Origin of the sequence: Chryseobacterium sp. KCF3-3 (assembly GCF_045865955.1) — a bacterium.
Lineage (GTDB): Bacteria > Bacteroidota > Bacteroidia > Flavobacteriales > Weeksellaceae > Chryseobacterium.
This window is the reverse complement of the sequence record NZ_AP035792.1, coordinates 1,066,601-1,086,559: the sequence shown is the minus strand read 5'-3', so window position 1 is coordinate 1,086,559 and position 19,959 is coordinate 1,066,601. Positions and strand designations below refer to the sequence as shown.

The window sequence follows — 19,959 nt, the reverse complement described above, 5'->3', positions numbered from 1 at the left end:
AAGTATTTTCCATAATGAGCGAATTGAAATGGTATGTGCTGAAAGCAATCAGCGGACAGGAAAATAAAGTGAAAAACTATATTGAGACAGAAATCAAACGTCTAGGGTTTGAGCAGTACGTTACTCAAGTGGTTATTCCTATGGAAAAGGTGATCCAAATTAGAAACGGTAAAAAAGTTCCTAAAGAGAGACCTTACTATCCTGGCTACTTGATGATTGAAGCTGACCTGATGGGAGAGATTCCTCACGTTATTAAAAATATCCCAGGAGTTATTTCTTTCTTGAGTTTAACAAAAGGAGGAGATCCTGTTCCAATGAGAAAATCAGAGGTTAACAGAATGCTTGGAAGAATGGATGAACTTTCAGAATTTGCAAGCGATGTTGAAATTCCTTATGTAGTAGGTGAAAACGTTAAAGTAGTCGACGGACCTTTCAACGGATTCAATGGTACAGTTGAGAAGATTCTTGAAGACAAAAAGAAAATTGAAGTTTCTGTATTGATCTTCGGTAGAAAAACTCCAATGGAATTAAGCTACATGCAAGTAGAAAAAGTATAATACATTACTTATAAAATATAAAAAAGACTGCTTTTTAAGCGGTCTTTTTTCATATATATTCTTTTCAATTTTTTTTGGGTGATGAATTGCTTATTCTTTATTATCAAGTAGTTCTATAATACTATTAATTCATAATGAAATATTGAAACTTAGTTTTTATATTTTTTCCCTATTGTTAGAGTTTTTTTAAGTTTATTAATATTATTTTGTTGATTTTCAAATTTCACACCTCTGTTGGTTACTTCTATAGTGTACTTTGCTTTAATTTAATTATCACCATTCGGTGATCATATTTTCTTTTTAAACATTGAGTTTTTTTTAATTGCTTAATTCACCTTCAGATGGCATACTTCTTGCAACCAAGCTGTTAACTAATCCACAAAATTTTATATTTCTTATTTCATACCCTGGTTACAGAGGTATAAGCAATGTATGTTGTTTTAATAAATATAAAATCCGGATTAGCTAAACAAAACACAAGTCTTATATAAACACATAACCCAATGACAAAAATTATTTCGATGATCATTCTGGTGGGTGCATCTGTGCTCACGAGTGCGCAGGTTGGTATCAATACTGCGACACCAGAAAAGGAACTTACTGTAAATGGTACAATGAAGACATCAGGAATTGTTTTCAAGCAACCTCTGGAGAAACTGAAAGCGGACGAGAATTACACTTTCATTATTAAGTCTCCGGCTCCGGAAAACAAAATTACAGCGTACAATGATTCTTTTGTACCTAATTCACCGGCACCTATTAATCTTATTCAGTTCAAAATTACCTGTGATCCTACAGACAAGGATTGGGTAAATCAATTTGACACAAAGATTAATTCCAGCAAGTTTTTGGTGGTAATCTCTTCTTTTGGATTTACACAGCCTACAAGAACGTATTCTGCAGACTGGCTTACACCAATGCCTCAGATTTTTGCCTACTCTTCAGGAGGAACATGGAAACTTAAGGCAGACTACCAGGGATTCGCCCCTGATAATTCTTTCCCTACAGGTGTCTGGACGCTGAACTTATTGGTGTTTGACAGATCGTATGCCAAAGATTTTAATTCAACACAAAGCCTTAGTGGGGCAGGTACTGGTGCTGCAACAGCTCCATTAATTCAATAAAAACATAAACTATATGAAAAAAATTATTGCGATACTCTTCACGGGTTTTGCTGCTTTAAGCATAAATGCGCAAGTGGGAATAAATACTACAACACCTAAAGGAACGTTGGACGTTGAAGGGGAAACATTAGTAGAATCCTATTTAATAGATACTGAAAATACAAAGGCAGGCGGAAATTATCTTCTTCTTACCCGATCAAAAGATTCTTCGCCGGTAGGTAAGGTAAAACTGCTGGATATATCGCTCCGTAATGTAGCACCTGTAAATATGTATAATGTTGTATTGAAAAATGTGAGACAGGATGAAGTGGTAAATCTCAATACAGGATTAGATGCGAGTAAATATGTTGTGGCTATTACAGGTGCTGTTTTTACAGGAGCGGTTTCGGCAGCGAATACCACCACCAGCCCAAAATCGTATGGTTCCTACGCAACTGAAATTACACAGGTAACCAGTGGAGGTAAAAAATACCATGCTATTAACCTGGCTTTTAAAGGAGCTGGAACTGTTTCCTCCATCAATGGAACCTGGACACTTACTCTAAATGTATTTGAAAAATCATTAGTGAAAGACTGGGGAACTTTTAACGGTTCTGTTTCAGCATCTGCTTCACCGGGATATTCGGGAGTTTCAACCAATACGCCTTTAGGGCTTCAATAAAAAAACTATGAAAAGAAAAATTTATATCACAATAATCATGTGCCTTGGGATATTTTTAAATGCCCAGAAAGGAAAAGTAGGGGTGAATACATCTAATCCTACAGAAACACTTGATGTTAATGGAAAAACATATACGAATTCTCTGTACTTGAGAAATCCGGGAGAACCTACCATGACAGGAGGTAGCTTTTTAGCAACTTCACAGAATGCTTTACAGTTGTATGATCCTGCTCTGGAAAGCAGCGGATTGTTCAATTACCTTAAGCTTACCCTTACCGGTGTACCTGGGACAGGAATTACAGATTATGATACTAAAATTGATGCCACTAACTTTTTGGTTATACTTCATAACTATTCATTTAAGCTGAATGATGGAAATACCAGCGTAATGCTTGATTACGGAGACAATGGTGTGAATGACAATAAACAGGGATCACCGGATGTAGTAGCCTTCAAAAGTAACGGAACATGGCACGTAAGAGCAAGATTTACGGATAGCAGAATGATTGCTACCAATACCACTACACCATCAAGAACTTATAACAACTTTACGGTTGACCTTTACCTGATGGCCTACAGAAGATTGATTGAAAAGCAAAATATAAGCGACATCAATGATGATCTTGGAGGAAATGACGGTTCTACAAAAACAATTAATAAACCTTCCGGTTTTTAATCAGTCTTTCCTTTTAAAAATATTTTAAAAACGGTTATTTAATGCAAATAACCGTTTTTTATTTTCCTTACCGTATTTTAAATTATACAATACTGGGCAAGATTTATTTTTTCTAAAACTTTTTAAAAATCAGCAATTTCCGTTTGCTATTTCAAAAATATTTTATACTTTTGCAGTCCAAAAAGTAGGTTTATTGTTATGTGAGTGCATAACCTGCTGAATAATAAATGCTTCCAAACTCATTAATTATTCAAATTTAAAAAACAAACAATGGCTAAGAAAGTCTTTAAAATGGTAAAGCTTCAGGTGAAAGGTGGCGCAGCTAACCCTTCTCCACCAGTAGGTCCAGCATTGGGTTCTGCAGGTGTGAACATCATGGAGTTTTGTAAGCAATTTAACGGAAGAACCCAAGATAAGCCAGGGCAAGTTTTACCTGTAGTAATTACAGTATACGAAGACAAATCTTTTGAATTCGTTATTAAAACTCCACCTGCAGCGATCCAGTTAATGGATGCAGCTAAGATCAAGGGAGGTTCTGGTGAACCAAACAGAAACAAAGTAGGTTCTGTAACTTGGGAACAAGTAAAGAAAATCGCTGAAGATAAAATGGCGGATCTTAACTGTTTTACAATGGACTCTGCTCTTTCTATGGTTGCAGGTACTGCTAGATCTATGGGATTAAGAGTAACAGGAGCTAAACCAACTAACGCTTAAAACTTAAAGAAATGGCAAAATTAACTAAAAAGCAAAAGGAAGCTTTAAGCAAAGTAGAAAAAGGAAGAATCTATAACCTTGAAGAAGGTTCAGCTCTTGTAAAAGAAGTGAACACTACAAAGTTTGATGCTTCAGTAGATATCGCTGTAAGATTAGGTGTAGACCCAAGAAAAGCAAACCAAATGGTAAGAGGTGTTGTATCTCTTCCTCACGGTACTGGTAAAGATGTTAAAGTATTAGCTCTTGTAACTCCAGATAAAGAAGCAGAAGCTAAAGCTGCTGGTGCTGACTATGTAGGTCTTGACGAATATTTACAAAAAATCAAAGAAGGTTGGACAGATGTTGACGTTATCGTTACTATGCCAGCTGTAATGGGTAAATTAGGTCCATTAGGTAGAGTATTAGGTCCAAGAGGTTTAATGCCAAACCCTAAATCAGGAACTGTAACAATGGAAATTGGTAAAGCAGTAACTGAAGTTAAAGCAGGTAAAATTGATTTCAAAGTAGACAAGTATGGTATTATCCATGCAGGTATTGGTAAAGTATCTTTCGATGCTGCTAAGATCAAAGAAAATGCTCAGGAATTAATCCAGACATTGATCAAAATGAAACCAACTGCTGCTAAAGGAACTTATGTGAAGAGCATCTATTTGTCTTCTACAATGAGCCCAGGTATTGCAATTGATACTAAATCTGTTAACTAATAATAATCCTTAAGACAATGACAAAAGACCAAAAAGTTGTAGCAATACAAGAGATCAAAGATTTGCTTCAGGATGCAAAAGTAGTATACGTAGCAGATTTAGAAGGTTTGAACGCTGGTAAATCTTCAGATTTCAGAAGACAGGCTTTCAAGCAAAATATCAAAGTGAAAGTTGTAAAAAATACACTTTTACAAAAAGCAATGGAGCAAATTGATGGAGTAGATTACTCTGAAATGTTCCCATCTTTCAAAGGAAACTCAGCGTTAATGATTGCTGAAACAGCAAACGCTCCTGCGAAATTGATCCAAGGATTCAGAAAGAAAGAAGAAAAGCCAGCTTTAAAGTCTGCTTTTGTTCAAGAAACTTTCTATGTTGGTGACAATAACCTAGACATGTTGGCTAACATCAAGTCTAGAGAAGAAATGATCGGTGAAATCATCGGATTACTTCAGTCTCCAATCCAGAGAGTTGTTTCTGCTCTTCAAAACAAATCTGAAACTGTAGAAGCTCAAGCTGAAGAAGCTGCTCCTGTAGTAGAAGAAACTCCTGCTGCTGAAGCTCCAGAAGCTGCTGCAGAAAGCACTGAAGAAACAAGTGCTGAATAATTACACTCAAAAAATTAAATAAATAATCAACAAAAACATTACAACAATGTCAGATTTAAAAAATTTAGCTGAAACGCTAGTAAACCTAACTGTAAAAGACGTAAACGAATTAGCTGCTATCCTTAAGGATGAGTACGGAATTGAGCCTGCTGCTGCTGCAGTAGTAATGGCTGGTCCTGCTGGTGAAGCTGCTGAAGAAAAGACTGAATTCGACGTAATTCTTAAGTCTGCAGGTGCTTCTAAATTAGCTATCGTTAAATTAGTAAAAGATTTAACTGGTGCTGGTCTTAAAGAAGCTAAAGATATCGTAGACGGAGCTCCTGCTGCAATTAAGCAAGGTGTTTCTAAAGACGAAGCTGAAGCTCTTAAGAAGCAATTAGAAGAAGCTGGTGCTGAAGTAGAATTGAAATAATTTCAATTTTATTATAAATATAGAAGCCCGGGCATTTGCCCGGGCTTTTTTTTTGTATGTAAGTCTTTGTAAATGTGATTCTTATTCTGTAACAGTATTTTAATATTATTGGTTCTTATTTTAATATATCTTTTTACGATTAAATATTATTCAATAATTAACATAATATTTTAATGTTATTTAGTGTATTTTTTTATTTAGTGTGAATTTTTATTAATAAAGTGTTATTTTGGTTGAAAATATATTATATTTGTATCGAAAAAACACAATATAATTGGATAGAAATTATTTTCTTTCCTACGGCCATAAGATTACACTTTTGTTGCTTCTGGCAGCTGTAGGAAAATTAAACACTAAGTTGATATCTGTGATGAGAACAAAACCTGAGTTGTCTTATTGTTCAGATATTAAAAATCATCTGCAGGGTTACTTAGCTGATGTTTCTGTTCATCAGTGTTCTGAAACAAAAAATGATAGGTCTGTTTCCGAATGTCTTTCTGCTCATCAAAATGGAACTCATATATTTTATAACAAAGATTCCCAACATAAATTCCCTTTCTTTAATACTATAAAACTTATAGGCATATCAAATAAATGGAACTATTCATGTCAGCAATATAGGGAGAAAGCTTACCCGATATTTAAAGACGTTAAAAAGTTCTATAGTAACTCCATTAAACTGGTTGACGGTTTTAAATTTATCATCAAAATTCCCGATAAACCGATTCTTTCCCTTATTCTATAACATTCCTTACAATTTTAAACGCCTTCTTACAGCATGAGCTGTTATTTCATTTATGATTTAGATGAGAAAGCGTGAGAATTGCCCTTTCAAAAAAACACATTTACATAAAAACAGCAAACATCATTAGAAATGAAAAATAAATTATTAACCATCGCTCTGTTATCAGTAAGTTTTCCAATACTCGCTCAGGTAGGGATTAATATTAATCAACCACAGGCAACTTTTGATATTGTAGGATCACCTTCCAATCCAGGCAAGCTTGACGGTGTGATTGCCCCAAGACTTACAGGAATACAATTAAAAGCTAAAAACTATACTGCAGCCCAAACCGGAGCAATCGTATATGTTACAGCCGCTGAGACTACCCCAACAGGACAAACTGTGGATGTTGTTTCACCAGGCTACTATTATTTTGACGGTTCGAAATGGAGTAGCTTAAGCGGAAACTGGCGACTAGTAGGGAATTCAGGAACTACAGCAAGTACTGCCATCATAGGAACAGACATCAGTACTGGAAATTACCTGGGAACTAATGACGGTCAGAACTTGGTTTTGGCAACTCAGAAAAACGTAAAAGGAATTCTGGATATTAACGGAACCCTGCAGGGTGGAAATGCTAATTCTTCATCAGGTCCTTATGCTTCATTGACATGGGGATCAAATAATATCCTTACAAACAGTACTTCCTCCAATATTGCCCTTGGAAAAGATAATACCGTTTCTGCACAGGGAAATTTTCCGGCTGTAGCTATTGGATTAAACAATGCAGCAAATAATGGAGCTAAAGTAATAGGAAATAACAATACAGCAACAGGTGCTAATAACCTTGTCTTTGGAAATCTGAATACAGTAACAGGACTCACGGGGCTGACCATCGGAAATAATCACAATAACAATGGTGGGATTGCCATTGGAAGCGGAAACACCACCTCATTAAATAATATAGCGGTTGGTTCGGCAAATACAGCGACAGGTACGGAAGCTTTTGCTATAGGATTTTCAGGTCAGGCTGCTGCGGGACAAATGGTGTATGCTAATAAGGAACATGTTTTTTTCAATAAAGGAAACGGAACAGATACCATACTGGGAATTAATATGGCTCCTACAGCGGCTACTTCTACAGGGGCAGCTCTTCAGATGAAAGGAATTGCTTCCGGTGCCAATGCAACATGTACAACGGCTGAAGAAGGCGCAATCCGATATAATACAACTGCTAAAGTTCATGAAGGTTGTAACGGTTCCAACTGGAAGGCACTTTACTAATTCAATAAAAACACAAACCTTAAAAAAATAAAAAATGACCAGAAAATTATTCGAAAAGTTAGCTGCGCTGCTCATGACATTGATGATGTCTGCAGGAGTATTTGCACAGCAGGGCTATGAACCAATCCGTGGAATGGGTGTGGAGGCAAAACCTGTCAACAATTCAGGGATCTGCCTGGCATGCTATAACGGAAGCATGAATCCGGTGGTGGATGCAAGTCTTGATAATAGTGTAAGTATGGGTAATTTCGCTTCTCTTTTAAGTGGAAACGGAATCTCTGTAAAGAATAAAAATACAACCTATCCTGCAGGATATATTACCGGTTTCAATGTAGATCTTGGAACAAGTTTTATCACAGTTGATCTTTTGAGCTCTTTGAGAATCAGTACTTATAAAAATGGGGTTCTTCAGGAAACGACTACCAGCAGTACACTTTTGTCAGTGCCTGCATTCGGGGGAAGTAAAAACAGAATATTTCTTCATTTCAAAACTTCAAAAGAATTTGATGAAGTAAGGTTGTATCAGACCAATGTTCTTTCCATATTCAGTGCAATGAATGTATATTATGCATTCGCATTTGATCCTGCAAAAGTACCTACAGATAACAATGGTATTTGTGACGATATTATTGCGGGAAGCGGTGTGGATGGAAATGTATCCGGAAGCAGCAGTTTTCTTGCTCCGCTTTCTTATGTTCAGAATAAAGAAAAAATAGGAGACGGGAACAAAAATTCTTATGGATCAATTGTTCTGCCAGTGGGATTATTGGGTTCTTATTCGGTAGGCGTTTTAGACAAAAACCAGACATACCCTGCAGGAAACAGAACAGGTTTTGTAATAGAACCGGATGATCAGGGTAAATTGTTAAGTGCAGAGTTTTTAAAAAATATTACCATAGAAACTTATCTTTTTGGCCAGCTTCAGGATTCAAAACAGTTGTCCGACGGAGGAGGCTTAATTAATATAAAAGTATTAGGTTATGGCTCAGGAAAACAAAAAGTTACCTTAACGACTACTAAACCTTTCAATGAAGTAAGATTAAAAGTGACTCAAACCCTGGGATTTAATTTAGGAGCATTGAAAGTCTATTATGCTTTCGAAGAACCGGTTTCTTGTGATTGTGATGATAAAATTCAGACAAGCGGTTCTGCTGTTCCTGGAAATTTGGTTACAGGTACTTCATGGACTTCCGGACCAGGGTTTCTTGGTCTTATTTTAGCTAAAATGACCAGTCCTGAAGCGATTGTAGATAATAATCCTTCCAATTATGCCACAGCTACTGTTCCGGCTGCTTCTATTTTCAGCCTTTTCTCCGCATTTGCAACGGTAGGAACTAATGCAGTGCTTCCTGCCAACACAATGGCCGGATTTACGGTAGAAAAAGCAGGAAACCTTCTTGGAGTAAGTGTTTTGGAAAATATCACAGTAACATTGTACAACGGAAATACTTTGACAGATACTTTTACGAGTTCAGGAAGTCTTATCAGTGGAAATTTCTTCACAACGAATTCCAATAAATTCTATGTTGGAGGGAAATCAACAAAACCTTTTAACCGTATTAAAATCACTTTCAACAGCGGAACGGCCATTCGTATTCCTCAAAACTATTATATCTACAATGCATTTGCGAGCAGAGATGATGATAATGACGGTGTACCGAACTGTTTTGATCAATGCCAGGGAGGAGATGACAGCATAGATAATAACGGAAACGGAATTCCTGACTGTGCGGAAGGATGTACAGCCGTAAATGACAAATCTCCTGCACTCGATACGGATGGTGACGGAATTGTAGATGCCTGTGATCTGGATTCTGATAATGACGGAATTCCGGATGCAATAGAAGACTTTGATAAAAACGGCAAGTTCCAGGATGATGATAACGAAGGAGATATTCTTTTAACACCTGTATTGGGAGATTCTGTTCCTAATTATCTTGATCTGGATTCTGATAATGATGGTATCCTGGATTTATTTGAATCTGGAATTCCGACCTCTGTCATCAATCAGATTGATTCTGATCATAACGGTATCATTGATACGAATGTTCCGGTTGGTAAAAACGGAATTGCTGATATTCTGGAAACTTCACCTGATTCAGGTGTATTGAAATATCCAATCAAAAATACAGACGGAGATGATAAACCTGACTTTCTGGATATTACTTCCGATGGTTCAGAACCTGACCTTTATAAGATCGGAAAAGCAAATCTGGATACATTAGGAGGAGGATTCATTTCTACCATTAATGATAAAGACAAAGATGGAATTCAGGCAGTAGTAGATACGGATCTTGTAAAAAGAGGTTCTCCGGATTCCCCGCTTTCACCTTATGCTTCATTATTGAAAAATGCATCTAATGTGGCAAAAACTACTTCCGCAGAAATTATCGAAGCAGCGAATGATGTAAAAGTATACCCGAATCCGGTAAAAGCAGGAGAAAATCTTAGAATTATATCAGAGGAAGAAGGTGTATATACTTTGTTCTCTGCACAAGGACAGGTTGTTAAGACAGATCGTTTTAATGCCCATACAGGTATTGATACTTCTTCACTTCCTACAGGAGTGTATATTATTAAAGTAGAAACTAAATCAAAAATAAAATCTTATAGGGTTATTGTGAAATAATCATAGGATTAGCTTGTGTTGTGGAGGGGTTGCTCATATTTGGGCAGCCTCTCTTGTTTTTAAGAGTCTCAAAATGAGATGATTTATTTGTTATTGTGGATAACTTTTTGTATCTTTGCCCCTCTTTTGGCGCGAAAAATTGTTTGTAAATTTATAAAATACTGAAAATCAGCTCTTTCACTGTGTAAAACATGGAAGGGATTTCGTGTATATAAATACTGCGGTAATACTGCCTCAAAAGTAATAAAAATATTTTGCATTACGCTGTGAAAAGATATACCAGCGTTGCAGTTAGAAAGAACTACATACAAAGTTTAAAAGAGCTTAAGGTCCTTTGTGAGCGCCAAAAACACTTTTACCTTTTACTTTTATCTTGTTTCTTGTTCTTTTCTGATATTTTTTAATGAATCAAAATATTTTTTAACCCTTTCTTAAAAGTTTTATGAGTAAAACAAAATCAACAACTCAAGGAAATCCGAGAATTAATTTCTCATCAGCGAAAGGAAAAATCATCACTCCAGACTTTTTGGATATCCAAATTGAGTCTTTCAGAGAATTTTTCCAGCTTGATACACTTCCTGAAGCCAGAAAGACAGAAGCTCTTTACAAGACTTTCCAAGAGAATTTCCCAATTACGGATTCAAGAAACCAATTCGTATTAGAATTCTTAGACTATCTGGTAGATTCTCCACGTTATTCAATCGATGAGTGTGTGGAAAGAGGACTTACTTATTCAGTTCCTCTAAAAGCTAGACTTAAATTGTATTGTACTGACCCGGAACACGAAGATTTCCAAACAGTGGTTCAGGACGTATACTTAGGTCCGGTTCCTTATATGACGCCAAGTGGTTCTTTTATCATCAATGGTGCTGAAAGAGTTATCGTTACGCAGCTTCACCGTTCACCTGGTGTATTCTTCGGACAAACTTACCACGCAAACGGAACCAAACTTTACTATTCAAGAATTATCCCTTTCAAAGGATCTTGGATGGAATTTACAACAGATATCAACAGCGTAATGTACGCGTATATCGACCGTAAGAAAAAATTACCATTAACAACTCTATTAAGAGCGATCGGTTATGAATCTGACAAGGATATCCTTCAGATCTTCGACCTTGCTGAAGAAGTGAAAGTTTCTAAAGCTGCCCTTAAAAAAGTAGAAGGGAGAACATTGGCTGCGAGAGTATTGAACACTTGGTTCGAAGATTTCGTAGACGAAGATACAGGTGAGGTAGTTTCTATCGAAAGAAACGAAATCATCCTGGATAGAGAAACTATTCTTGAAAAAGAACACTTAGATCTTATTCTTGATGCTGGTGTGAAATCAATCCTGATTCACAAAGAAAACAGCAACGAATTCTCTATCATCCAGAATACATTACAAAAAGACCCTACTAACTCTGAAAAAGAAGCGGTAGAGTATATTTATCGTCAGTTAAGAAATGCAGATCCACCAGATGAGGAAACTGCAAGAGGAATCATTGAAAAATTATTCTTCTCTGAGCAAAGATATTCATTAGGTGAAGTAGGACGTTACAGATTGAACAAAAAGTTAGGTCTTAATATTCCAACTACAACTGAGGTTCTTACAAAAGAAGATATCATTGCTATTGTAAGACACTTAATCGAGCTTGTAAACTCTAAAGCTGAGGTTGATGATATTGACCACTTATCAAACAGAAGAATTAAAACTGTTGGTGAGCAATTAGCTGGACAGTTCGGAGTAGGTCTTTCAAGAATTGCAAGAACAATCAAGGAAAGAATGAACGTTAGAGATAACGAAATCTTTACTCCACTTGACCTTGTAAATGCTAAGACATTAACATCTGTAATTAACTCATTCTTTGGTACCAACCAGCTTTCTCAGTTCATGGACCAAACCAACCCTCTATCAGAAATTACTCACAAGAGAAGATTATCTGCACTAGGGCCTGGTGGTTTATCAAGAGAAAGAGCAGGTTTCGAGGTTCGAGACGTTCACCATACTCACTACGGAAGAATTTGCCCGATTGAAACTCCGGAAGGACCAAACATCGGTTTGATTTCATCCCTAGGTATTTATGCTAAAATCAACAGACTAGGTTTCATCGAAACTCCATATAGAAAAGTAGAAGACAGCAAGATTAATCTTAATGCTGATCCTATTTACCTTAATGCAGAAGACGAAGAAGACAAAGTAATTGCTCAGGCAAACGTTGAATTGAGCGATAACGGTGATTTCTTAACAGATAGAATTATTGCAAGATTAGATGGTGACTACCCTGTAGTGGAACCATCTCAGGTTAACCTTATTGATGTTGCACCAAACCAGATCTCTGGTATTTCTGCTTCATTAATTCCGTTCCTTGAGCATGATGATGCGAACCGTGCATTGATGGGATCTAACATGATGCGTCAGGCCGTTCCTCTATTGAAGCCACAGGCTCCAATCGTGGGTACAGGGCTTGAGCAACAAGTTGCAAGAGATTCAAGAATTTTAATTAACGCTGAAGGTACAGGTACTGTAGAGTACGTAGATGCTGACAGAATCGTTATTAAATATGAAAGAAGCGAAGACGAAGATTTAGTACAATTCGAGTCTGCTACTAAAACATACAACCTTACTAAGTTTAGAAAAACTAACCAGAGTACAACCATTACCCTAAGACCAAACGTAAGAGTAGGTGATGTAGTGGAAAAAGGACAGGTACTTTGCGACGGTTATGCTACTGAAAAAGGAGAATTAGCTCTTGGTAGAAACTTAGTGGTAGCGTTCATGCCTTGGAAAGGGTACAACTTCGAGGATGCAATCGTAATCAACGAAAAAGTTGTACGTGAAGACTGGTTTACTTCAATCCACGTGGATGAATATTCTCTTGAAGTTCGTGATACCAAATTAGGTATGGAAGAGCTTACAGCAGATATTCCAAACGTATCTGAAGAAGCTACTAAAGATCTTGACGAGAACGGTATGATCAGAATCGGTGCTGAAGTGAAGCCTGGAGATATCATGATTGGTAAAATTACTCCAAAAGGTGAATCTGACCCGACTCCTGAAGAAAAACTTCTTAGAGCAATCTTCGGTGATAAAGCTGGTGATGTGAAGGATGCTTCATTGAAAGCTGACTCTTCATTAAGAGGAGTTGTTATCAACAAGAAATTGTTCTCTAGAAACATTAAAGACAAAAAGAAAAGAACTGAAGAAAAACTTAAACTTGAAGAAATTGAAAACACTTACAAGGCTAAGTTTGACGAGTTGAGAAATACTTTAATTGAAAAATTAAATACACTGGTAAGCGGTAAAACTTCTCAAGGGGTACAAAACGACCTAGACGAAGAAATCATCGGTAAAGGTGTGAAATTCACTCACAAGTTATTAACTTCAGTTGAAGATTATGTAAACGTTAGCGGTTCAGACTGGACAGTAGACGCTGACAAGAATGAATTGATCAAACAATTGATTCACAATTACAAAATCAAATATAACGACATCCAGGGAGTTAAAAACCGTGAGAAATTTGCAATTTCAATCGGAGATGAGCTTCCGGCAGGTATCATGAAGTTGGCTAAAGTTTACATCGCTAAGAAACGTAAACTGAATGTAGGAGATAAAATGGCAGGACGTCACGGTAACAAAGGTATCGTTTCAAGAATCGTTCGTGAAGAAGATATGCCATTCCTTGAAGACGGAACACCAGTAGATATCGTATTGAATCCACTAGGGGTACCTTCTCGTATGAACATCGGTCAGATCTACGAAACCGTTCTTGGATGGGCTGGTAGAAAATTAGGATTGAAGTTCGCTACGCCAATCTTCGATGGAGCAAGTCTTGATCAGATTACTGAATATACTGAGAAAGCAGGTCTTCCTAAATTCGGTCACACTCACCTTTATGATGGTGGTACCGGAGAAAGATTTACTCAGGCTGCAACAGTAGGTATTATTTACATGTTGAAACTAGGACACATGGTAGATGATAAGATGCATGCACGTTCTATTGGTCCTTACTCATTGATTACTCAGCAGCCGTTAGGAGGTAAAGCTCAGTTCGGAGGTCAGAGATTCGGAGAGATGGAGGTTTGGGCACTTGAAGCATTCGGTGCATCTAACATCCTTAGAGAGATCCTTACTGTGAAGTCGGATGACGTGATTGGTAGAGCAAAAACTTATGAAGCAATTGCAAAAGGTGAATCTATGCCTGAACCAGGTATTCCGGAATCATTCAACGTATTACTTCACGAGTTACAAGGTCTTGGATTAGACGTAAGATTGGAGGAGTAAATTAAAGATTTAATTACTAAAAATTAAAGAATTAATCAACTCCGAGATGATAAGAGTGAAAGTGTAATGCTTTCAATCTTTAATCTTTATAATCAAAAATAAAATTATGTCAAATAAAAATAAATCAAGTAGATTTAATAAAATAACCATCGGTCTAGCGTCACCGGAGTCTATTTTACAAGACTCAAGAGGGGAGGTTTTAAAGCCGGAAACTATTAACTACAGAACTCACAAGCCTGAAAGAGACGGGCTATTTTGTGAGAAAATCTTTGGTCCTGTAAAGGATTACGAATGTGCTTGTGGTAAATACAAGAGAATTCGTTACAAAGGGATCGTTTGTGACCGTTGTGGAGTAGAAGTTACTGAGAAAAAAGTAAGAAGAGAGAGAATCGGGCACATCAACCTTGTAGTTCCAATTGCACACATCTGGTATTTCCGTTCATTACCAAACAAAATCGGATACCTTTTAGGAATTCCTTCTAAGAAATTAGACATGATCATCTACTACGAAAGATATGTAGTGATTCAGCAGGGTATTGCTAAGAAGTTAGACGGTTCTGATTTTGAAAATATGGAATTCCTTACAGAAGAAGAGTACCTTGATATCATGGAAACTCTTCCTGTAGAAAACCAGTATCTTGATGATTCTGATCCAAACAAATTCATCGCCAGAATGGGTGCTGAAGCTGTAGAAGATCTATTAAAAAGAATCGATCTTGATGCATTGTCTTTCGACTTGAGACACAAAGCTCACAACGAAGGTTCAAAACAAAGAAGAACAGAAGCTCTTAAGAGATTGAACGTTGTAGAAGCATTAAGAGGTGCTAATACAAGAATGATCAACAGACCAGAGTGGATGATCATGCGTGTACTTCCTGTTATCCCACCAGAACTAAGACCATTGGTTCCATTGGATGGAGGACGTTTCGCAACTTCTGACTTGAATGACCTTTATAGAAGAGTTATTATCAGAAATAACCGTTTGAAGAGATTATTGGAGATCAAAGCTCCTGAAGTAATCTTGAGAAACGAGAAGCGTATGCTTCAGGAATCAGTAGATTCATTATTCGATAACACAAGAAAATCTTCTGCAGTAAAATCTGAATCAAACAGACCATTGAAATCACTTTCGGATTCATTGAAAGGTAAGCAAGGTCGTTTCCGTCAGAACCTACTAGGAAAAAGGGTTGACTACTCTGCGCGTTCGGTAATTGTTGTAGGTCCAAACTTACAGCTTCACGAATGTGGTATTCCTAAGGATATGGCAGCTGAACTTTACAAACCATTCATCATTAGAAAACTAATTGAAAGAGGTATTGTAAAAACAGTAAAATCTGCAAAGAGAATTATCGACAGAAAAGAACCAGTAGTTTATGATATCCTTGAAAACGTGATGAAAGGTCACCCTGTTCTATTGAACAGAGCACCTACGCTTCACAGACTGGGTATTCAGGCTTTCCAACCTAAGATGATCGAAGGTAAGGCAATCCAGCTACACCCATTAGTAACTACGGCCTTCAACGCCGATTTCGATGGTGACCAGATGGCGGTACACTTGCCACTAGGACCAGAAGCGATCCTTGAAGCTCAGTTATTGATGTTAGGTTCTCAAAACATCTTGAACCCTGCAAACGGTTCTCCAATTACAGTACCATCTCAGGACATGGTTCTTGGTCTTTATTTCATGACTAAAGAATTAAGCTCTACTGAGACAATGAAAGTAAAAGGAGAAGGTCTTGCATTCTATTCTCCTGAAGAAGCAGAAATTGCTTACGCTGAAGGTAGAGTATCTTTAAATGCTAAAGTAAGATGTAGACTACCTATCAAAGAAGATGGAGAAATCGTTACAAGATTGATCGAAACTTCTGTAGGTAGAATCCTATTCAACCAGATTGTACCTAAGCAGGTAGGATATATCAATGAACTTTTGACTAAGAAATCATTGAGAAACGTTATCGGTAAGATCCTTGCTGATACAGATTTCCCTACAACTGTGAAGTTCCTTGATGCAATGAAAGACCTAGGATATTCAAACGCATTCAAAGGAGGTCTTTCTTTCTCACTAGGAGATATTGTAGTTCCTGTTGAGAAAAAGCAGATGATTGCACAATCAATTGAAACTGTAGACGAAATTAGAGCTAACTATAACATGGGTCTAATTACCGATACAGAACGTTATAACCAGGTAATCGACGTTTGGACAAATACCAACGCAGGATTAACTGAAATGATCATGAGCAGAATGAAAACTGACCAAGGTGGTTTCAACTCTGTATACATGATGCTTGACTCTGGAGCGAGGGGTTCTAAAGAACAGATCCGTCAGTTATCAGGGATGAGAGGTTTGATGGCAAAACCGCAGAAAGCTGGTTCTACCGGAGCGGAGATCATCGAAAACCCGATCCTTGCAAACTTTAAGGAAGGTCTTTCGATTCTAGAGTACTTTATCTCTACCCACGGTGCTCGTAAGGGTCTTGCGGATACCGCTCTTAAGACAGCCGATGCTGGTTACTTAACGAGAAGATTGGTAGACGTTGCACAGGACGTTATCGTTACAGAAGACGACTGTGGAACATTGAGAGGTACAGAAGTTACTGCACTTAAGAAAAATGACGAGATCGTTGAAAAAATCTCTGAAAGAATCTTAGGTAGAGTATCCCTTCATAATATTTACGATCCTGAAACTGACGAGCTTATTGCAAGTGCAGATCAGGTGATCATTGAATCTTTGGCGAAGAGAATCGAAGAAGCAGGATTAGAAGCTGTGGAGGTTCGTTCACCATTAACTTGTGAAACTAAGAAAGGTATCTGTGCAAAATGTTACGGTAGAAACTTAGCAACAGGTAAAGTGATCCACATGGGTGAAGCGGTAGGTGTAATTGCAGCACAGTCAATTGGGGAACCAGGTACTCAGCTTACGTTGAGAACCTTCCACCAAGGGGGTACTGCAGGTAACGTATCAGAAAACCCATCTATCGTTGCAAGAAGAGACGGTATCGTAGAAATGGATGAAGTAAGAACAATTACTTCTGAAGATGAAAACGGTAATACAGCTGAGGTTGTAGTTTCTCGTTCAACAGAATTCAGATTAGTTGCTGATAATGAGTCCAGAACTCCATTAATGGTAGCTAACGTACCTTACGGATCTATATTATCTGTAAAACCAGGTGATAAAGTGAAGAAAGGAGATACAATCTGTAGATGGGATCCGTATAACGCGGTTATCATTGCTGAAACTTCAGGTAAGGTAGAATACGAGGATATCATCCAGGGTATTTCATTCCAACTTGAAATTGACGAACAAACAGGATTCGAAGAGAAAGTAATCTCTGAATCTAGAAATAAGAAAGCCGTACCTACCTTGAAAGTGGTAGACTCTAAAGGAGTTGAGCAAAAAGCTTACAACTTACCGGTAGGAGCCCACTTAATGGTTAACGATGGTGAAAAAATTAAGGCTGGTAAAGTCTTAATCAAAATCCCAAGAAAATCTGCAAAAGCAGGGGATATCACCGGAGGTCTTCCGAGAGTTACCGAATTATTCGAAGCAAGAAACCCTTCAAACCCAGCGGTTGTTACTGAAATCGACGGGGTAGTTTCTTACGGAAAAATCAAGAGAGGTAATCGTGAACTTATTGTTGAGGCTAAAACTGGAGAAAGAAAAATTTACTTAGTAAAACTTTCTAACCAGATTCTTGTTCAGGAGAATGACTTCGTAAGAGCAGGTTCTCCACTTTCTGACGGTTCTATCACACCGGAAGATATCTTAAGAATTAAAGGTCCAACTGCCGTTCAGGAATACTTAGTAAACGAGATTCAGGAAGTTTACCGTCTACAGGGGGTAAAAATCGACGACAAGCACTTCGAAATTATCGTAAGACAGATGATGACGAAAGTATCTATCGTAGATGGAGGTGATACTCAATTCCTTGAAGGAGCTCTTGAACACAAGTTTGATTTCTTGGAAGAAAACAACAGAGTATTCGGTCTTAAAGTAGTAGTAGATGCTGGTGATTCTAAAGAATTCCAACCAGGTCAGATGATTACGGCAAGAGAATTAAGAGACGAAAACTCTAAGTTGAAGCGTGAAGATTTAGGTTTAGTAGAAGTAAGAGAAGCTCTTCCTGCTACTGCAACTCCTGTACTACAAGGTATTACAAGAGCGGCTCTTCAGACTAAGTCATTCATGTCTGCAGCATCATTCCAGGAAACAACGAAAGTTCTTAACGAAGCAGCAGTTGCTGGTAAAGTAGACGATCTTAACGGTCTTAAAGAAAATGTAATTGTAGGTCACAGAATTCCTGCAGGTACAGGTCTTAAAGAGTATCAGAACGTTATTGTTGGTTCTAAGAAAGAATTCGAAGACCTTAACTAAAATTAATGATTTGAAATTTGGGATTTGAAATTATTTTTATATTTTCACAATCTCAAATTTCGAATTTTAAAAACATAATTTATAACAATGGACAACAATCAAAATCCACAAGACGGAAACATCAACATCGAATTAAACGAAATGGTAGCTGCTGGTATCTATGCTAACCTAGCTTTAGTAAACCACTCTCCATCTGAATTTGTAGTAGACTTTATTCAGTTGATGCCAGGTGTTCAGCAAGCTAAAGTAAGATCAAGAGTAATTCTTGCTCCACTTCACGCTAAGAGAGTATTAAGCGCTCTTCAACAGAACATCGCTAACTACGAGCAGCAGTTCGGAGAAATCAAAGAAGTTGAGCCTTTCGTATTAGGAGGAAACAACGTTCAAGCGTAAGATTTCTTTTACAATAAAATAAAGAATGTCCTGGTTTTTACCAGGACATTTTTTTTGCACTTTAAGGAAAGATAATTAGAATTTGTTAAATTGTTAATTTTGTTTAATAAGATAAAAATGTGTAGTAAGGATATATCAATTTTATATCTTTGTTTAAGAAAAAGCAGAAAATATAAGATATGATTGATAACTCGTTCGCAGTAAGTAAATTTGGCTTTTTAGGTGCCGAATTTTTATCTGAGCTTGAAAAACATGCTGTTGCTATTGATATAAAAGCAAAGACTGAAATTATAAGAGAAGGACAGAAAAATAAGTTTGTTCCCTTCTTAATAAAAGGTTCTATCAGGGTTTTTACCCTCAATGATGGTAGGGAACTGATCTACTATTATATCAAACCGAAAGATAGTTGTCTGATGACCTTTTCATCTATTCTGACAGATTATATCAGCAGGGTATATGCGGTTGCAGAAGAAGATTCAGAAGCCATTCTGATTCCCGTTTCTATCATGCACGAATGGCTTACCAGATTTCCGGAGATTAATAAACTCTTTTATCATGAATATGACCGAAGATTTTCAGAAGTGATGAACATGGTGAATGATGCTGTTTTTCACAGACTGGATAAGCGGGTTCTGAACTATATCAAACAACAGATTTCATCCACAGGAAATAACCCTATTAAGATTACCCATCGTGAAATTGCCAATAGTTTGGGAACTTCCAGAGAAGTTGTGAGCAGAGTTTTGAAAAAAATTGAGAGCGAAGGTGAAATTGTTCAGACTAAAGAAGGAATAAAAGTTCCTGTAAATGAAAATGTTAGAATCGTCTAATTTCAATTGT

14 protein-coding genes are annotated in these 19,959 nt (G+C 37.2%); all 14 read left to right on the top strand.

Annotated features, from left to right (window positions below):
- Positions 1-14 precede the first annotated feature (14 nt).
- The 14 genes from nusG (at position 15) to ACKTTZ_RS04770 (ending at position 19,949) form a co-directional block, all read left to right on the top strand.
- The gene (nusG, locus tag ACKTTZ_RS04835; RefSeq protein ID WP_407847627.1) at positions 15-557 is read left to right on the top strand and encodes a transcription termination/antitermination protein NusG; all 543 of its coding nucleotides are present in this window, start codon (positions 15-17) and stop codon (positions 555-557) included.
- A gap of 503 nt (positions 558-1,060) precedes the next feature.
- Positions 1,061-1,681, top strand: coding sequence for a hypothetical protein (locus tag ACKTTZ_RS04830; protein WP_034693179.1), 621 nt, complete (start codon positions 1,061-1,063; stop codon positions 1,679-1,681).
- 13 nt (positions 1,682-1,694) lie between these two features.
- A complete protein-coding gene (locus tag ACKTTZ_RS04825) occupies positions 1,695-2,342 on the top strand; it encodes a hypothetical protein (protein WP_407847625.1) in 648 nt (215 codons plus the stop codon).
- A gap of 7 nt (positions 2,343-2,349) precedes the next feature.
- Positions 2,350-3,018, top strand: a complete 669-nt coding sequence (locus ACKTTZ_RS04820; RefSeq protein WP_407847623.1) for a hypothetical protein — start codon at positions 2,350-2,352, stop codon at positions 3,016-3,018.
- A gap of 270 nt (positions 3,019-3,288) precedes the next feature.
- Positions 3,289-3,732 (top strand): 50S ribosomal protein L11, encoded by a 444-nt coding sequence (gene rplK, locus ACKTTZ_RS04815; protein WP_034693187.1) that lies wholly within the window; start codon positions 3,289-3,291, stop codon positions 3,730-3,732.
- 11 nt (positions 3,733-3,743) lie between these two features.
- Positions 3,744-4,436: a 50S ribosomal protein L1 gene (gene rplA, locus ACKTTZ_RS04810; protein WP_002976422.1), complete on the top strand. Its 693-nt coding sequence runs from the start codon at positions 3,744-3,746 to the stop codon at positions 4,434-4,436.
- Positions 4,437-4,453: 17 nt separating this feature from the next.
- On the top strand, positions 4,454-5,041 hold the full coding sequence (rplJ, locus tag ACKTTZ_RS04805; protein WP_034693190.1) for a 50S ribosomal protein L10: 588 nt from the start codon (positions 4,454-4,456) through the stop codon (positions 5,039-5,041).
- A 46-nt stretch (positions 5,042-5,087) separates the two neighbouring features.
- Positions 5,088-5,453: a 50S ribosomal protein L7/L12 gene (rplL, locus tag ACKTTZ_RS04800; RefSeq protein ID WP_034693192.1), complete on the top strand. Its 366-nt coding sequence runs from the start codon at positions 5,088-5,090 to the stop codon at positions 5,451-5,453.
- 874 nt (positions 5,454-6,327) lie between these two features.
- Positions 6,328-7,461: a hypothetical protein gene (locus ACKTTZ_RS04795; RefSeq protein ID WP_407847619.1), complete on the top strand. Its 1,134-nt coding sequence runs from the start codon at positions 6,328-6,330 to the stop codon at positions 7,459-7,461.
- A gap of 34 nt (positions 7,462-7,495) precedes the next feature.
- Positions 7,496-10,090 carry a T9SS type A sorting domain-containing protein gene (locus tag ACKTTZ_RS04790; protein WP_034693201.1) on the top strand — a complete coding sequence of 865 codons (2,595 nt, stop codon included), beginning with the start codon at positions 7,496-7,498 and terminating at the stop codon, positions 10,088-10,090.
- A 442-nt stretch (positions 10,091-10,532) separates the two neighbouring features.
- A complete protein-coding gene (rpoB, locus tag ACKTTZ_RS04785) occupies positions 10,533-14,354 on the top strand; it encodes a DNA-directed RNA polymerase subunit beta (RefSeq protein WP_034693204.1) in 3,822 nt (1,273 codons plus the stop codon).
- A 106-nt stretch (positions 14,355-14,460) separates the two neighbouring features.
- The gene (rpoC, locus tag ACKTTZ_RS04780; RefSeq protein ID WP_034693206.1) at positions 14,461-18,726 is read left to right on the top strand and encodes a DNA-directed RNA polymerase subunit beta'; all 4,266 of its coding nucleotides are present in this window, start codon (positions 14,461-14,463) and stop codon (positions 18,724-18,726) included.
- Between the two features lie 87 nt (positions 18,727-18,813).
- Positions 18,814-19,119: a DUF3467 domain-containing protein gene (locus ACKTTZ_RS04775; protein ID WP_027375539.1), complete on the top strand. Its 306-nt coding sequence runs from the start codon at positions 18,814-18,816 to the stop codon at positions 19,117-19,119.
- 179 nt (positions 19,120-19,298) lie between these two features.
- Positions 19,299-19,949 (top strand): Crp/Fnr family transcriptional regulator, encoded by a 651-nt coding sequence (locus tag ACKTTZ_RS04770; protein ID WP_034693208.1) that lies wholly within the window; start codon positions 19,299-19,301, stop codon positions 19,947-19,949.
- The last annotated feature ends 10 nt before the right edge of the window (positions 19,950-19,959 follow it).

Coding starts and splice junctions, on each gene's coding strand:
- nusG (WP_407847627.1), top strand. CDS start 15: ATGAGCGAATTGAAATGGTATGTGCTGAAAGCAATCAGCGGACAGGAA.
- rpoB (WP_034693204.1), top strand. CDS start 10,533: ATGAGTAAAACAAAATCAACAACTCAAGGAAATCCGAGAATTAATTTC.
- ACKTTZ_RS04825 (WP_407847625.1), top strand. CDS start 1,695: ATGAAAAAAATTATTGCGATACTCTTCACGGGTTTTGCTGCTTTAAGC.
- ACKTTZ_RS04830 (WP_034693179.1), top strand. CDS start 1,061: ATGACAAAAATTATTTCGATGATCATTCTGGTGGGTGCATCTGTGCTC.
- ACKTTZ_RS04820 (WP_407847623.1), top strand. CDS start 2,350: ATGAAAAGAAAAATTTATATCACAATAATCATGTGCCTTGGGATATTT.
- ACKTTZ_RS04790 (WP_034693201.1), top strand. CDS start 7,496: ATGACCAGAAAATTATTCGAAAAGTTAGCTGCGCTGCTCATGACATTG.
- ACKTTZ_RS04775 (WP_027375539.1), top strand. CDS start 18,814: ATGGACAACAATCAAAATCCACAAGACGGAAACATCAACATCGAATTA.
- ACKTTZ_RS04795 (WP_407847619.1), top strand. CDS start 6,328: ATGAAAAATAAATTATTAACCATCGCTCTGTTATCAGTAAGTTTTCCA.
- rplJ (WP_034693190.1), top strand. CDS start 4,454: ATGACAAAAGACCAAAAAGTTGTAGCAATACAAGAGATCAAAGATTTG.
- rplA (WP_002976422.1), top strand. CDS start 3,744: ATGGCAAAATTAACTAAAAAGCAAAAGGAAGCTTTAAGCAAAGTAGAA.
- rpoC (WP_034693206.1), top strand. CDS start 14,461: ATGTCAAATAAAAATAAATCAAGTAGATTTAATAAAATAACCATCGGT.
- rplK (WP_034693187.1), top strand. CDS start 3,289: ATGGCTAAGAAAGTCTTTAAAATGGTAAAGCTTCAGGTGAAAGGTGGC.
- rplL (WP_034693192.1), top strand. CDS start 5,088: ATGTCAGATTTAAAAAATTTAGCTGAAACGCTAGTAAACCTAACTGTA.
- ACKTTZ_RS04770 (WP_034693208.1), top strand. CDS start 19,299: ATGATTGATAACTCGTTCGCAGTAAGTAAATTTGGCTTTTTAGGTGCC.